This window comes from Yersinia sp. 1252 StPb PI (assembly GCF_048593885.1).
Lineage (GTDB): Bacteria > Pseudomonadota > Gammaproteobacteria > Enterobacterales > Enterobacteriaceae > Yersinia > Yersinia enterocolitica_E.
The window spans coordinates 1-11,359 of sequence record NZ_JAZGQE010000154.1 but is presented as its reverse complement, the minus strand read 5'-3'; the positions used below and the strand labels follow the sequence as shown (position 1 = coordinate 11,359).

The window sequence follows — 11,359 nt, the reverse complement described above, 5'->3', positions numbered from 1 at the left end:
AGTATATTTTCATGAATTTTATTAACTTACCCATTCAATTTAACTTAAGTCACATTAATTAAATAAAACAATCATATGATATCTGGCAGTAAAAACTTCCCTGGTATTCGCCTATTAGCACCCCTTACCAAGATAAGCGGTGGTGAGTTTTTTTGCACCCAATAATCAACATTCGGCTGGATACTGTTTCACAACGATTGGATTAACCAATCCAGTACCCATGTGAATGTTGGTTCACTCTTTTTGGCTGATTCTACATAAGGGATAATCCCGTATGTAAAAAAGCCCCAGCGATTAACTGAGGCTTTGAATTAGGTGCTGTGCTAACTCCACGGGTAGGACGACTGAGCCAACAATCGTTACAAAGCAACTATCACAGCATCATACAATTTACATTATTAATATTAACAAAGAGTAAACATAACTATGCTTATAATTGTCATACATCACAAAACGACAAAACCCCGCCGAGGCGAGGTCTTTTAAATTGTGTAAGCTACGTGACAAAGTAACCACTCTTAGCAGAGTAATAGGTAAAATTCGTAACGAATAGCTTTTTATACGTTTTTTTATTAGTTCATACTTACTGTTACACCCATTGTACTCTGGACCAATCAGATCTGACAGCCAGCTCGGTGCCAATACCGAACATTCAACGCACTAAAACATACTAATACAGCGAGGCAACACTTACTTGTCAGAAGATAACGCCCCAGATAAATCGTGTGATTAACTACAGGAAGTTGCACTGATTTAAGATTTGGTATTATGAATATTGGTTTCCTGACTTTTCATATTCTTCCTGGCAAATTACACTCCTGAATTAGCTTTTCAAAATATTCTCAATCTGGGAGACAACCTCATGACTCTGGAGCCGGCAATCGCTAGGCTTGTTGACGACTTTATCGCAGCAGGTCGCCCGTCATCTCGTAATCAGACATTTGAAGAACGTCGTGCCACGTATGTTGCAAGCACAGCTCTGTCCGGTGATATTGAGCAGCGCGTAAATGTTGAAGATATGGTTATTCAAGAGGTTTCGTTGCGTATCGTATCGCCCTTAAATGAGGGGGAATTTTTGCCTGCGATTGTCTATTATCATGGTGGTTGTTTTGTGAGTGGCGGTTTTTTAAAACATGATAATCAGCTGCGCCAACTTGCCTTCCTGAGTGGTTGTAGAGTCGTTGCGGTACAATATCGTTTAGCTCCAGAACATACTTATCCCGCTGCACATGATGATGCGGAACATGCTGCGAACATTGTTTGGCAACACGCACAAGCGTTAGGCATTGATCGAAGCCATATAACATTAATGGGGGATAGCGCGGGAGGCCATCTTGCCCTGATAACAGCACTTCGATTGAGAAACACCAAACAATGGCTGCCCCAGCAGTTGGTACTTATTTACCCCATGCTGGATGCAACTGCATCATTTGAAAGCCACAAGCTAAATGGTAACGATTATGTGCTAACAAGCGACACGCTACTTAGCGGTTTCGAAGCCTATTTTCCTCATACTGAATTTACTCATCCTGAAGTCAGTCCGTTACTGCATGGTGATTTATCTTCGTTGCCACCAGTGCATATCGTTACAGCGGAATACGACCCGTTGCGCGATGAAGGTGAAGCGCTATTTGTCCGCCTTACTCAGCAAGGGGTAAATTGCACAGCACAACGCTATTTCGGCGTCATTCACGGTTTCTTTCAGCTTGGGGGTATAAGCCCGACAGCACGGAATCTAATGCGGGACATTTGTGCACTTATTCGTTCATTGGATAAACCGTAATATCCCACATTTTTCGAGTCCATCATCCATCTGTTCATATCGCTTGATAAGAAATGGAGTTGTTGAATGATAGTTTGCTGACATAAAGTCTGCATCTCGTTCATAGCGGTACCTTTGGTGCTGCAGTGGGCAGTTTCGTGCCAGAAAGCAGACGTTACAAACAGTTAATTGTGTTAATCAAGCGGGAGCAGGTCACTGGTGGTTTATCCAGTAGGTAGACTACTTCATGACAACAATGACTGGATAAGTTACATACTCTTATTTATGAGTTAAAATCGCGTTGATAATTTTATGATCTGAACCCATGGAACTCAGGTGACTTAAATGACTAATAATAAGATTGGAATTAATAGCTCAAGAGCTTCCTCTTCAATCCTGGAAGGGGCTCGGAAGGCTAATTCAGCTGTACAGAAACAAAAGTTTGATGAACTCTTCAAAAATGCTGCAAGGCGGACGCATAAGGGTGATAGTACGGTTTCACATCTAAACCCGCATACGTTGAAAAACATGATTAGTTTTTTCGTTAAGTTGGATGTACCTGACAATACCGCTGATAAACCCGCAGTTCCAAGTGCTTCCCCATTAACTGATGAGGGTAAAGCTATTCTTGCGGACAGTCAGTCTCAACTGAGTATTCGCACGGTATTTTCAAAAGTTACTCATAAGTTGATAAATCCTTCATGGGATTTTAAAACAGCCCACTTTTTAAAGTTATAAATATTCAAAATTGTTTGATGCGTTGCCAATCTTCCAGATTTAGTCGAGGAGAGCCAATGGTACGAAAACGTATGCAGAAATAACCGTCTGTAGAGACTCCAAATAAAGGGGGCTTTTATTTGACTAGGGCGACGCTAAGTTGATCTGCTTCCCAATGAATAGCTCAGTTAGCGTCCGCTTCACGCACTTAGCCGACGCTCATATTTATCAACTCCTTGCTACAGAATAGGTCAGATACAGTTTTTGCACTGTCAGATTTATGTGTCCACTCATCCATTTCTAATTTAGCCCCAGCCATAATCAGGCAAGCATCAACAAAGGTTTCGGCCATCATGAGCTTGAGTCTGATTTTTCCCTCCGAGCACTTCTGTTTCCTGGCTATTGCTGATTTTGATATCCCTTTCTTATAGTGCTGCTCTATCAGGTTATAATCTTCATCTCGCCCAGCTTTCTTCAGTCGGCCTACTGCCGCATCTACCAGCAGACCATCATTATCACAGCACGATAACCGCGACTTTGTAGTGCTAGTTAACAGACCTTTAAATCCTGCTGCAATGGGGGAATAACCTACGCCACTATCTTCATTTGCTGCCCAACCGCCCCAACGTTCTAATACCAATTGAATATCACGCATATTATGGATACCCCTCTGAATCCCTGGACGTTACCCAATAAAAAAGCGAGCCGTATTTAATATACGACTCACTATTTATATTGATTAGCTATGTAGATATATTACCATAAATCGTAACGACAAATGAGTAAATAACGGTAATATCTGCCACAATGACAGCACGTTAGGCGACGTTAATTGATTTATTTAACAAAGTCGTTTATTACAGGTGCATTCATCACCAGATCCCCGTCTATTCCAATGCTTCTGCTTTTGCATCCCCTATACGCACTCATGCACTCCTATCAAATTTAGATATACCGCATCACTATTTGAGCCAATAAAATCCTGATGTCGCTCACTTTGCAAATACCATTTCAATACATCCAGTGCCTCTCGTTGATGGCGAGGGCGGATGATTTCAAGCTTCTTATCAAGGTAGGTTTCACGGTCAGAAATAGGGCCGTCACAATCATAACCATATCCACCAGGATCCATTTCCTTGCAGGCAGCATTTCGTGTCTGGTATAACCATTGCCAATATTGAAACTCCCTTACGACATCAGAAAGCGTATGAGGCTCTGGTAAAACCCCAGCGAAACCCTTTGACGCTTCCGCTCGCAGGTCCCATACATCAGTAACTCGCTTACCCTCAACACATCCCTTCTTTTTTTCCTCAGGTGTCCAGCCAAAATCATCATCATAGATATCGCCATAGGCCACCTCCATTAGTTGTTCGGCTCGAGTAGGCTCCAGAGCTGCCTCATAACTGCCGAATGTTCCCCTGACCTCTGCTGCACGGGAATATTGTGTTCTGGCTCGGTCTATATAATGCTGTGGGTCCCCCATCATTAGTGTGGAAAAGCCAGCAGTCCACCCAGCACCATTCGCTTCCAAATAACGAGTGTAATTATCACGAGCATCTTTGGGGGAGATAGTCAGTTTGTGCAAGGCTTCCTCTGCCGCGGCAATATGTCCCGGTTCGCCGGTATTGATAACTTCCAACACCCACAAATAAGCGTCGGTCTGCCTATCTCCCGTAATGCGCCTCTGCACTGGTAAGGGCTTGGGCACGATAAGTGCGGTACTGTATTGCTTCTCTGGTATCTCAAACATCGCTGCATGCTCTGGATTATCAGCAAATAACCCAGACCGCTTACAGGCGCTTTTTACCGTGCTCAAATTCAAATTAGTCATATCGGCTATCCGTTTATAACCGATGCCTGATTGTTTAAGCCGAAATACCTCAGCACGTAATTCTTTTGTCATTCTCATGATATGCATACCCTGTATTCTTTTACTCTCTGTCAGAGCATTGGTGTAATACCCCGCCAGAGAGAATGATTTATCCGATTCAGGTCAGTTCAAATGGAGGCGATCTGCTTATTCCTCCAAATCATCTGGCATCATGAGCACCACGAAGTGAGGCTGCTTACCGTCAATTCTGAGCGTTTTCTTAGTGATCCCCTTGCTCGGTTTATCCAACATACCGGCATCCACGAGAGCCTGAGCAAAAGCCACCGCATTGGCACCTACGGCAATCTCGTTTCGAAAGACTGAGGGAAAAGTATGAAATACCAATGTATCGAGTCCCGGCTTTTTCTCTCGATATCCCGCCAAATCCTTTATTGGTAAATCTCGCGGATCCGTTTCAGGGTGTGGCAAATAACGGCTATAACCGAAGCGTTGCAAGAAAGATTCAGCCTGTTCCGCCCATGCTTTTGATTCACGATTACCCATACCAAAATCATTAACCCATGCATTAAAGCCATGTTGTAAAGCGTCACGGCACTCTTGCTCACTCCAACTGGTAAGGTGTTTGGAAAGCAGCAAAGCGGCTTCCAGTATGGCGAACCTCGATGCAACACGGCGTACCTGCTCACTGGCTTCATCGGGTAATAATGCTATCCACCGACGTTCCGCATCCCTGACAGCTTGCGCTGCTACTTCTTTCTGGCTGGCTAAGCACTTAATCCATTCCCGCCCTACCGCACCGTAGTGGTCTTTACAGGCATCTCGCATAGAATCTGCATGCGCTTTACCGTCCTTGAAACCATGGTATTTAGTTGCTTTGGTGATAGGCACATTTAAGAGCCGAACCAGTTGGCCCGCGTTTACTTTGCCACCATCAGCTCGGATATAACTTTCGAGATCGATTTCACCGGTACTGAATGCCATTGCGCGCCAGCGTTTCACATCCCGATTACCGCCCTCCTTGGCCCCCTGAATTTTGCCGACGCCGTTAAACAAAGCGTAAGCAGCATCAGCAACTGCGCGTTTATTACTGCCTTGCCCTATCTCATCCAGTGGCATAAAACCGTCATTGTGCGCCGCAGCTTCATTTACCAATCCCAACGCTGTTGAGTACCACGTCAGCTTCAGCGCTTCGGGTTCGCCATAAACAGTGGTAGCCGCATTACCCGTCGTGGTTTTACCCGCGGAGGAGCCACCGAATAAATGAACACCAAAACCATCCGCACCAGCCAGACCAATCAGCGGAGCAGCAAAGGCACAGGCAATACCCAACATCATGGAGGGATTACCTCGAGCAAGTTTGGCTACATTATTGCGCCAGCTCTCGGGGGTCCCCTTGGTGGTGTAGCCTTTTGCCGCCGATGAGCGACCATTAAAGAGTACCGGGGTTGCAGGTGCGCCAATCACCGAACCATCCGGCATGATGTATGCCCCACACTGCCAACCAGTAGCATTGGCAACTGTCCAAAGCTGCCGCTCTCCACTGCGTTGCAGGTAGTCAGCCAGTATTGCCCGTAATCCACTCTTGGCTGTGATAGATAAACCACCAGCCCGCAGCCGCGACCAGCCTTCCCGCTCGCCAATGTCACGCATGGGTAAAGCTTCTGAACGTTCGGTACTGTTACCCTCCGGCGTCCAGGAGAGGATCAGATACCGCTCGTTATCGTCTTCACCTATCCCCGCAACTGATATCGGGTCACTCAGCCAGCTTTCTCTTTCCGTAATATTGCCGTTACTTTTATCCAGTTTGGGTTCAACCCAATACATGCCCCCTTTACGCTCATCAACATATGGACGCCTGACATCCTGAGGCTCCGCTACCGGAGGCTCCTCTTCTGCCAAAATATGTGGTTGATATAGAGAATCAGCAAACGCGGTAATACTCGCATCCAGTCCATACTGCTGACGATAATCATCCCAGTCGGCTTTATGGTCTGTCGGTGGTAAGGCAACCCAGCCATTCACCGCGGTAGCCGCTTTCTCAGCAGATTCTTTCCCGACATTCTTTTCACCGGGTTTAAGATCGTTATCAGCAGCAATGATAATTTTCGCATCAGGCCAACGTTCCCGGCTGGCTTTCGCTATATGGATCAGGTTCCCTTCATCAATAGCGGCCAGCACAACCCCATCACTCAGTAACGAAACTGTAACGCCGGTTGCGTTACCCTCTGCAATTAACACCGTGACAATCGGATCATCATCCAGAGCAGTTGGAAGCCTCACAGGAATGAACGAACCTTTCTTGATGGTTCCAGATATCAGACGTTTGGTGCCATCAGGCTTAATCACCTGCGCACCAGTTACTACACCCTCCATTGTTTGCAGTACCAGCAGTAAAGAACCGTCACTCAATAGGGCTTGAGGGGGGCTTGGAAGCCCCTTATTAAGTAGGTACTGAGATTCACCAGGTACCGTTTTCGCCACCAACTCCGCAACCTTATCCGCTATCGGGATACCGGGTTGTACCAGCTGTTTTACAGATTTAGCAGGTACCGTCGCAGACACTCGCGAGTCGGGATCCATTCCCAGTGCATCTGCTACCATGACCGCAGCCTCAGTGGAGGTGCATTGCTTAACTTTCTGTACCAGCTCAAGCCCATCACCGGCACCACACTGATTACAGAAATGGGTCCCACGTCCATCCTGATCATCAAATCGGAATCTGTCTTTGCCACCACATGCCGGACAAGCAGAATGGTCGCGAGGCCGTTCCGGTACATCAATACCGAGATAACCAAGAATATCGCGCCAACGATTGGTGGCCTGAGCCGTAACTTCACGGATCATGTCGATGGATGGCTTCATGCTGCACCGTCCTGACTGAATACCAGTCCATGCCGGTTATCGTGAGGATTAGCCAAAGTATCTACGACTGTAGCCTTCATGACTTCCGTCATTGTCTCGACGCCGTGTGGTGTCAATTTACTGTTATCTTTACTCAGCATCTGGGTGTAGGTTTCCACAAGAATCCGCGAGCCGTCATCACGCCCGAATTCCTGAAAACAAAGCACTTCCAAAGAATGAATAAGGCAATTACAAATTGCTGCCTCAGTTAAGTTTTCCAGAACAACAACCTTTCTAGAATTAATAATGACATTGGCAATGGATTCGCCTCTATTTCGTTTCTGACAATAAGCGATAAATGCCACTGCAATATGTTTACGATTTAATTCAATTGAATGATTCAGGTTCGTCATAAATATATCCTTTCCTTTCATCAGGCCGAGCGAGTCCCCAGCCTGATGGCTGTTATTTTTGAGATGTTGGAATGCTAACTAATTAAATACAGGGCATTTAGCTACTGGCTTTATCAAGGCGTTCCATTTTGTCCGGCCTCCCGCTCAAGCAAATGAACCGCTACTGGTCCAGCGAGATCCAATGCAAGGCTTAATAATTCCTTTTCGTCAGTAGTATCTAATTCAATATTGGATTCAAACATCAACAGCAAGAGAGCATTTAATTGACCAGCCTTATGCGTGGCAATATCCAGGGGTACTGATTCATTGGCTTTCATGGTTATGCTCTCCCGATAAAGGTAAATTCAGTAACGAACCGTGCCAGTGGCATAATGCAGGGCGATGAATATCCGTCACGGCTAAAGGTAACGCGATTAAAGGCAACGGAATCGACAGTGACCAATGAGCCATGACTGTCTTTGTAACGATCATTTGGCTGTGGCTGGCCCATAATTCACCCCCTTAATATTTTTCGCCGCTTTTTCAGCGCGTTCCTGAGCGATCCAAAGAAGTTCATAACCCGTGTCGTTACCATCCTCACTAGCAATCAGCATTGAACTGACTTTTAAAATTGAAGCAATTTCACTGAGAAGATCGGAAACTTCGCAGGGCGCTAACTTATCCATAAGTCACCCCCATAACATCAGACAGATTGATACTATGTACTGCCAGCCATGCTTCGCGAGGCCATGATTTTACAGAGCCATACTGTGGGTCAGGCACAATCTCTGGTTTAAAGCCATTCTCAAGACACCATTTCCGCAACGGATGCCACGCAAACTTCTGATGAGTCACATTTTCTACAGCTTTCACCGTGGCATGCTTTGTACTTTCCCCCAGCCGTTCTTCCAGTACACGACATTTGCGAGTGGCTGCACTTAGTTTGCCGAGGGCGCTGGCTTCACGTTTACGGCTAATCTGGCCTTTGGTACGAATAGCTTTGTCGGCGCGTTGCTTTTCAGCTAAACGGCCTTGCTCGGAGTCGATAGCTAACTGAAGAATTTCCAGACGACTTAGGTCGGGAATGGTTGCAGGTGCTGGCAATGCATCACGTCGGGAGAAGTAAAACTCAGTGAGGTCGTTGTAGTAGTCCCACGCCTGATCGGTTTCCAGCATTTTTGAATGGTTCGCCGCACCGCGTTCTGTCCATAAAGTAAGGCTGCGAGTTTTCGAAGAAATTTGTGCGTCGCTAAAAGATACGCGCAAATCATCAAGTTCTTTACCTTCAATCTGGAAGTAGTGTTTACCCTCAACAAACCGAGACTTATTGCGATTAAAGTTCTGACGGATGCGATCAACGGGGGCACCGTATCCGGCTGCCATTTGCTCGGTGGTCAAAACACGCTGACCTCGATATTCGATAATCTGTAGATTTTGGGCCTCAACGAGTACCAGTTCAGTTTTTTTAGACATTGCACACCCCCTGCTCATTTTTCGCGTCATGCTCTTCAAACCGTACGATGTTATGTACCGCCTCAGCCCACCAATACACCTGCAATCGTTGCTGCTCGTTCTCAATCAGAGGAATAACAACCGTCAACAAATGAAGCAGACCTTCTTTAACGCGAAGTAACCGAGTGCGGGATACATTCTCGCTGGTATCAGGGATTGGCTTACCACGGCTGCCCATCAGTTCAGTAATCAGGGCCTGAGTCTCTTTGTATGAAGGTGGGTAGATATCATCCTCATCAAGGAGCTGCATGATGCTGGTGATCTGAATGTTGCTTAACCGACGCTCTGTAGCCCCCAAGAGAACAGAGGCTGATGCTTTATCAAGGCTTTCAGCTTCACCACACCATGACAGTTTGAGATCACCACCAGCAGCGTCTAATGCGCTAAATTCAACACGGTATTTTTTAAGCATTGCATACCCCCTGTGCAGGAATACGACCAGCAAAGGAAAGTACGAACTGACCAGCCAGAGAGCGGCGGGCATCTTGTTCAGAATGGGCAGTTACTGATTCACGGTGCGGTTTAGCGTTCAAGTCAGAACGGCACATGGCGAGAAAGAGATACTGAAATTTAGGGCGAGTTTGGGTACTATGTTGTAATGCCATAGTGTAAGCCTCATTTACATTGTGGTTAGACGCCTCAGCAGTGTTCCCGCACTCTGGGGCGTTGCTATTTTCACACCATGACAAAGGCAAGGTGTAAGACACAATATAGTTACAAGGTGTCTTACACGTCAAGTCTTTAAATAGAATATTTACCGTGTATACTGTCTTACACCAAAATACATGGGAGCAGCATATGGCGACGGGTTCAAAAAATGCAAAGTCACAATCCTTAACAGCTCGCATACCACATGAAATAATTGAAGGTATGGAGTTAGTAAAAGAAAAAGGTGAAAGTACTGGGCAGTTCATAACAACGTCAATGCTAGGTGAGATCAAACGCCGCCAGCGTAAGAAGTCCAAAGCCGAACCATCTGAGTAACCCAGAAGGGTAGCATTCACAGTGCTACCCTTTTCTTTGCCTGAACCCGAATACTGTTCGTGTTTGGTTTCCCGACTTACGCTAATGGCGCTCTTCGAAAGAATCAATGAGTTGAGTGATGTTTGTAAGTAACCGAAAGTCACCCGCAAAGTTTTTTGCAACTGGCCCGAAATTACCAGGTTAGTATGCGACTCGCTCAAAGATAGTCGGTTCAGGGTGACTGCTTGAGTTGTTAGCATCATCCCATCACCTCCACACGCAGACCTTTAGCTGTGTAGCCCTGAACCTGCTTACCATTCACACGAACCCGCTTTTTAGTTAGTAAACGGATGTGGTCACCGTATACATGAAGTAATTCCCCATCTAAAGCGACCTCGTTATAACCATATCGAGGCTTATGTGACACCTGCACAAATGGGTTGTAAGCCTTGCTATTAGCGGGAACTGGTGCGACAACCCCCTTATCTTTGCCGGTTACTCGATACAACCAGAATCGCCCGTCTTTCCCTGTCAGCTTTCGAGTACGAACTGGCACATAGCCAGCTTTGCGCATGGCTACACTGAACGCTGAATCATCGGGGTAATACTGGCGACGAATATTGGCAGGTACTGAAATAGCGAAACTTTGCTTAGTCCAATACTCTGTCCATTGATCTACAAACTCGATAGGCAAGCCATTAACGTTAATACCGCTGAGTACGATTTTAGGCTGAGTTTGGCCGCTGCCAATTAAGGCATTTAATTTTTTCATGTTGAATTATCCTTCGTTAAATCGTTTGGTACCTGTAGCGACGAAAATCAAATGTTGGATTAAACCGAATGCAAGTACACGCAAGTAATGCACACCCTATATAAATAATTAGGCGACCTCCTTGCGGGATTCAGCAATACGTTGGTTGATCCACTCGTCAATCTCGCTTTCAACGAAGGCAATAGAACGGGTACCGATTTTAATGGAGGAAGGGAAGCGATTCTGGCTGATAAGACGGTAAAGCCAAGCTTTACTGTAACCAGTTCGGCGTTGGACTTCTGATAAGCGGATAAGTGATTGTGGTACTTGCGGCATGTAGCCCCCTGTTTACGTTAAAATAACAAGGGGGATTAAAAACTTTTAATGTGCAGATAGCATTGCAAGCAAAAATGTAAAAACAAAATGCAAAACTAACCAATTGATTTATTTAATGAATTTGCCTTTGCAAAAATCCCATTAATTGTGCGTTCTCCTATCCCCTTAATTTTTTTATCGCTGATAGAAGCAGCTAAATCACCTTGAGTCCATTTTTTTGCTTTTGAAGTAACCAAATCCAGCATGTTGGCAAC

At 45.7% G+C, this 11,359-nt stretch carries 15 protein-coding genes; 3 read left to right on the top strand and 12 right to left on the bottom strand.

Going from position 1 to position 11,359, the window contains the following annotated elements; all coding sequences use genetic code 11:
• Positions 1-862 precede the first annotated feature (862 nt).
• Together V2A85_RS18380 and V2A85_RS18375 are read left to right on the top strand one after the other, a co-directional pair.
• Complete coding sequence (locus V2A85_RS18380) at positions 863-1,783, top strand: alpha/beta hydrolase (protein WP_420072045.1); 921 nt, start codon at positions 863-865, stop codon at positions 1,781-1,783.
• Positions 1,784-2,107: 324 nt separating this feature from the next.
• Positions 2,108-2,500: a hypothetical protein gene (locus V2A85_RS18375; RefSeq protein WP_420072044.1), complete on the top strand. Its 393-nt coding sequence runs from the start codon at positions 2,108-2,110 to the stop codon at positions 2,498-2,500.
• A gap of 187 nt (positions 2,501-2,687) precedes the next feature.
• Here V2A85_RS18375 and V2A85_RS18370 read toward each other — a convergent pair whose 3' ends face one another.
• The 10 genes from V2A85_RS18370 to V2A85_RS18325 all read right to left on the bottom strand — a co-directional run bounded on the left by V2A85_RS18370 (position 2,688) and on the right by V2A85_RS18325 (position 9,660).
• Positions 2,688-3,134: an antiterminator Q family protein gene (locus V2A85_RS18370; protein ID WP_420072043.1), complete on the bottom strand. Its 447-nt coding sequence runs from the start codon at positions 3,132-3,134 to the stop codon at positions 2,688-2,690.
• A 261-nt stretch (positions 3,135-3,395) separates the two neighbouring features.
• The gene (locus V2A85_RS18365) at positions 3,396-4,397 is read right to left on the bottom strand and encodes a hypothetical protein (protein WP_420072042.1); all 1,002 of its coding nucleotides are present in this window, start codon (positions 4,395-4,397) and stop codon (positions 3,396-3,398) included.
• A 99-nt stretch (positions 4,398-4,496) separates the two neighbouring features.
• Complete coding sequence (locus V2A85_RS18360) at positions 4,497-7,172, bottom strand: DUF927 domain-containing protein (protein ID WP_420072041.1); 2,676 nt, start codon at positions 7,170-7,172, stop codon at positions 4,497-4,499.
• Positions 7,169-7,564 (bottom strand): hypothetical protein, encoded by a 396-nt coding sequence (locus V2A85_RS18355; protein ID WP_420072040.1) that lies wholly within the window; start codon positions 7,562-7,564, stop codon positions 7,169-7,171. Before V2A85_RS18355 ends, V2A85_RS18360 begins: the two co-directional genes overlap by 4 nt.
• A 113-nt stretch (positions 7,565-7,677) precedes the next feature.
• Positions 7,678-7,881, bottom strand: coding sequence for a hypothetical protein (locus V2A85_RS18350; protein ID WP_050288465.1), 204 nt, complete (start codon positions 7,879-7,881; stop codon positions 7,678-7,680).
• 2 nt (positions 7,882-7,883) lie between these two features.
• Positions 7,884-8,054, bottom strand: a complete 171-nt coding sequence (locus V2A85_RS18345) for a DUF4222 domain-containing protein (RefSeq protein WP_032898472.1) — start codon at positions 8,052-8,054, stop codon at positions 7,884-7,886.
• Complete coding sequence (locus V2A85_RS18340; RefSeq protein WP_032905635.1) at positions 8,032-8,229, bottom strand: hypothetical protein; 198 nt, start codon at positions 8,227-8,229, stop codon at positions 8,032-8,034. The genes V2A85_RS18345 and V2A85_RS18340 overlap by 23 nt, the downstream gene beginning before the upstream one ends.
• Positions 8,222-9,016, bottom strand: a complete 795-nt coding sequence (locus tag V2A85_RS18335) for an ORF6N domain-containing protein (RefSeq protein WP_420072039.1) — start codon at positions 9,014-9,016, stop codon at positions 8,222-8,224. Before V2A85_RS18335 ends, V2A85_RS18340 begins: the two co-directional genes overlap by 8 nt.
• Positions 9,009-9,467, bottom strand: a complete 459-nt coding sequence (locus V2A85_RS18330) for a hypothetical protein (protein ID WP_420072038.1) — start codon at positions 9,465-9,467, stop codon at positions 9,009-9,011. Before V2A85_RS18330 ends, V2A85_RS18335 begins: the two co-directional genes overlap by 8 nt.
• Complete coding sequence (locus tag V2A85_RS18325) at positions 9,460-9,660, bottom strand: host cell division inhibitor Icd-like protein (RefSeq protein ID WP_420072037.1); 201 nt, start codon at positions 9,658-9,660, stop codon at positions 9,460-9,462. The genes V2A85_RS18330 and V2A85_RS18325 overlap by 8 nt, the downstream gene beginning before the upstream one ends.
• A gap of 193 nt (positions 9,661-9,853) precedes the next feature.
• On the opposite strand from V2A85_RS18325, the gene V2A85_RS18320 reads away from it, so the two are divergent.
• Complete coding sequence (locus tag V2A85_RS18320) at positions 9,854-10,039, top strand: YlcI/YnfO family protein (protein WP_420072036.1); 186 nt, start codon at positions 9,854-9,856, stop codon at positions 10,037-10,039.
• 238 nt (positions 10,040-10,277) lie between these two features.
• Here the strand turns inward: V2A85_RS18320 and V2A85_RS18315 are convergent, their stop codons facing one another.
• Both V2A85_RS18315 and V2A85_RS18310 read right to left on the bottom strand, forming a co-directional pair.
• On the bottom strand, positions 10,278-10,790 hold the full coding sequence (locus V2A85_RS18315) for a hypothetical protein (RefSeq protein WP_226719089.1): 513 nt from the start codon (positions 10,788-10,790) through the stop codon (positions 10,278-10,280).
• 108 nt (positions 10,791-10,898) lie between these two features.
• Positions 10,899-11,105 (bottom strand): helix-turn-helix transcriptional regulator, encoded by a 207-nt coding sequence (locus tag V2A85_RS18310; protein ID WP_145559377.1) that lies wholly within the window; start codon positions 11,103-11,105, stop codon positions 10,899-10,901.
• Positions 11,106-11,359: the final 254 nt, after the last annotated feature.

Excerpts from the sequence above, each read along its gene's own strand:
- V2A85_RS18380 (WP_420072045.1), top strand. The coding sequence starts at position 863 with ATGACTCTGGAGCCGGCAATCGCTAGGCTTGTTGACGACTTTATCGCA.
- V2A85_RS18375 (WP_420072044.1), top strand. The coding sequence starts at position 2,108 with ATGACTAATAATAAGATTGGAATTAATAGCTCAAGAGCTTCCTCTTCA.
- V2A85_RS18370 (WP_420072043.1), bottom strand. The coding sequence starts at position 3,134 with ATGCGTGATATTCAATTGGTATTAGAACGTTGGGGCGGTTGGGCAGCA.
- V2A85_RS18365 (WP_420072042.1), bottom strand. The coding sequence starts at position 4,397 with ATGCATATCATGAGAATGACAAAAGAATTACGTGCTGAGGTATTTCGG.
- V2A85_RS18360 (WP_420072041.1), bottom strand. The coding sequence starts at position 7,172 with ATGAAGCCATCCATCGACATGATCCGTGAAGTTACGGCTCAGGCCACC.
- V2A85_RS18355 (WP_420072040.1), bottom strand. The coding sequence starts at position 7,564 with ATGACGAACCTGAATCATTCAATTGAATTAAATCGTAAACATATTGCA.
- V2A85_RS18350 (WP_050288465.1), bottom strand. The coding sequence starts at position 7,881 with ATGAAAGCCAATGAATCAGTACCCCTGGATATTGCCACGCATAAGGCT.
- V2A85_RS18345 (WP_032898472.1), bottom strand. The coding sequence starts at position 8,054 with ATGGGCCAGCCACAGCCAAATGATCGTTACAAAGACAGTCATGGCTCA.
- V2A85_RS18340 (WP_032905635.1), bottom strand. The coding sequence starts at position 8,229 with ATGGATAAGTTAGCGCCCTGCGAAGTTTCCGATCTTCTCAGTGAAATT.
- V2A85_RS18335 (WP_420072039.1), bottom strand. The coding sequence starts at position 9,016 with ATGTCTAAAAAAACTGAACTGGTACTCGTTGAGGCCCAAAATCTACAG.
- V2A85_RS18330 (WP_420072038.1), bottom strand. The coding sequence starts at position 9,467 with ATGCTTAAAAAATACCGTGTTGAATTTAGCGCATTAGACGCTGCTGGT.
- V2A85_RS18325 (WP_420072037.1), bottom strand. The coding sequence starts at position 9,660 with ATGGCATTACAACATAGTACCCAAACTCGCCCTAAATTTCAGTATCTC.
- V2A85_RS18320 (WP_420072036.1), top strand. The coding sequence starts at position 9,854 with ATGGCGACGGGTTCAAAAAATGCAAAGTCACAATCCTTAACAGCTCGC.
- V2A85_RS18315 (WP_226719089.1), bottom strand. The coding sequence starts at position 10,790 with ATGAAAAAATTAAATGCCTTAATTGGCAGCGGCCAAACTCAGCCTAAA.
- V2A85_RS18310 (WP_145559377.1), bottom strand. The coding sequence starts at position 11,105 with ATGCCGCAAGTACCACAATCACTTATCCGCTTATCAGAAGTCCAACGC.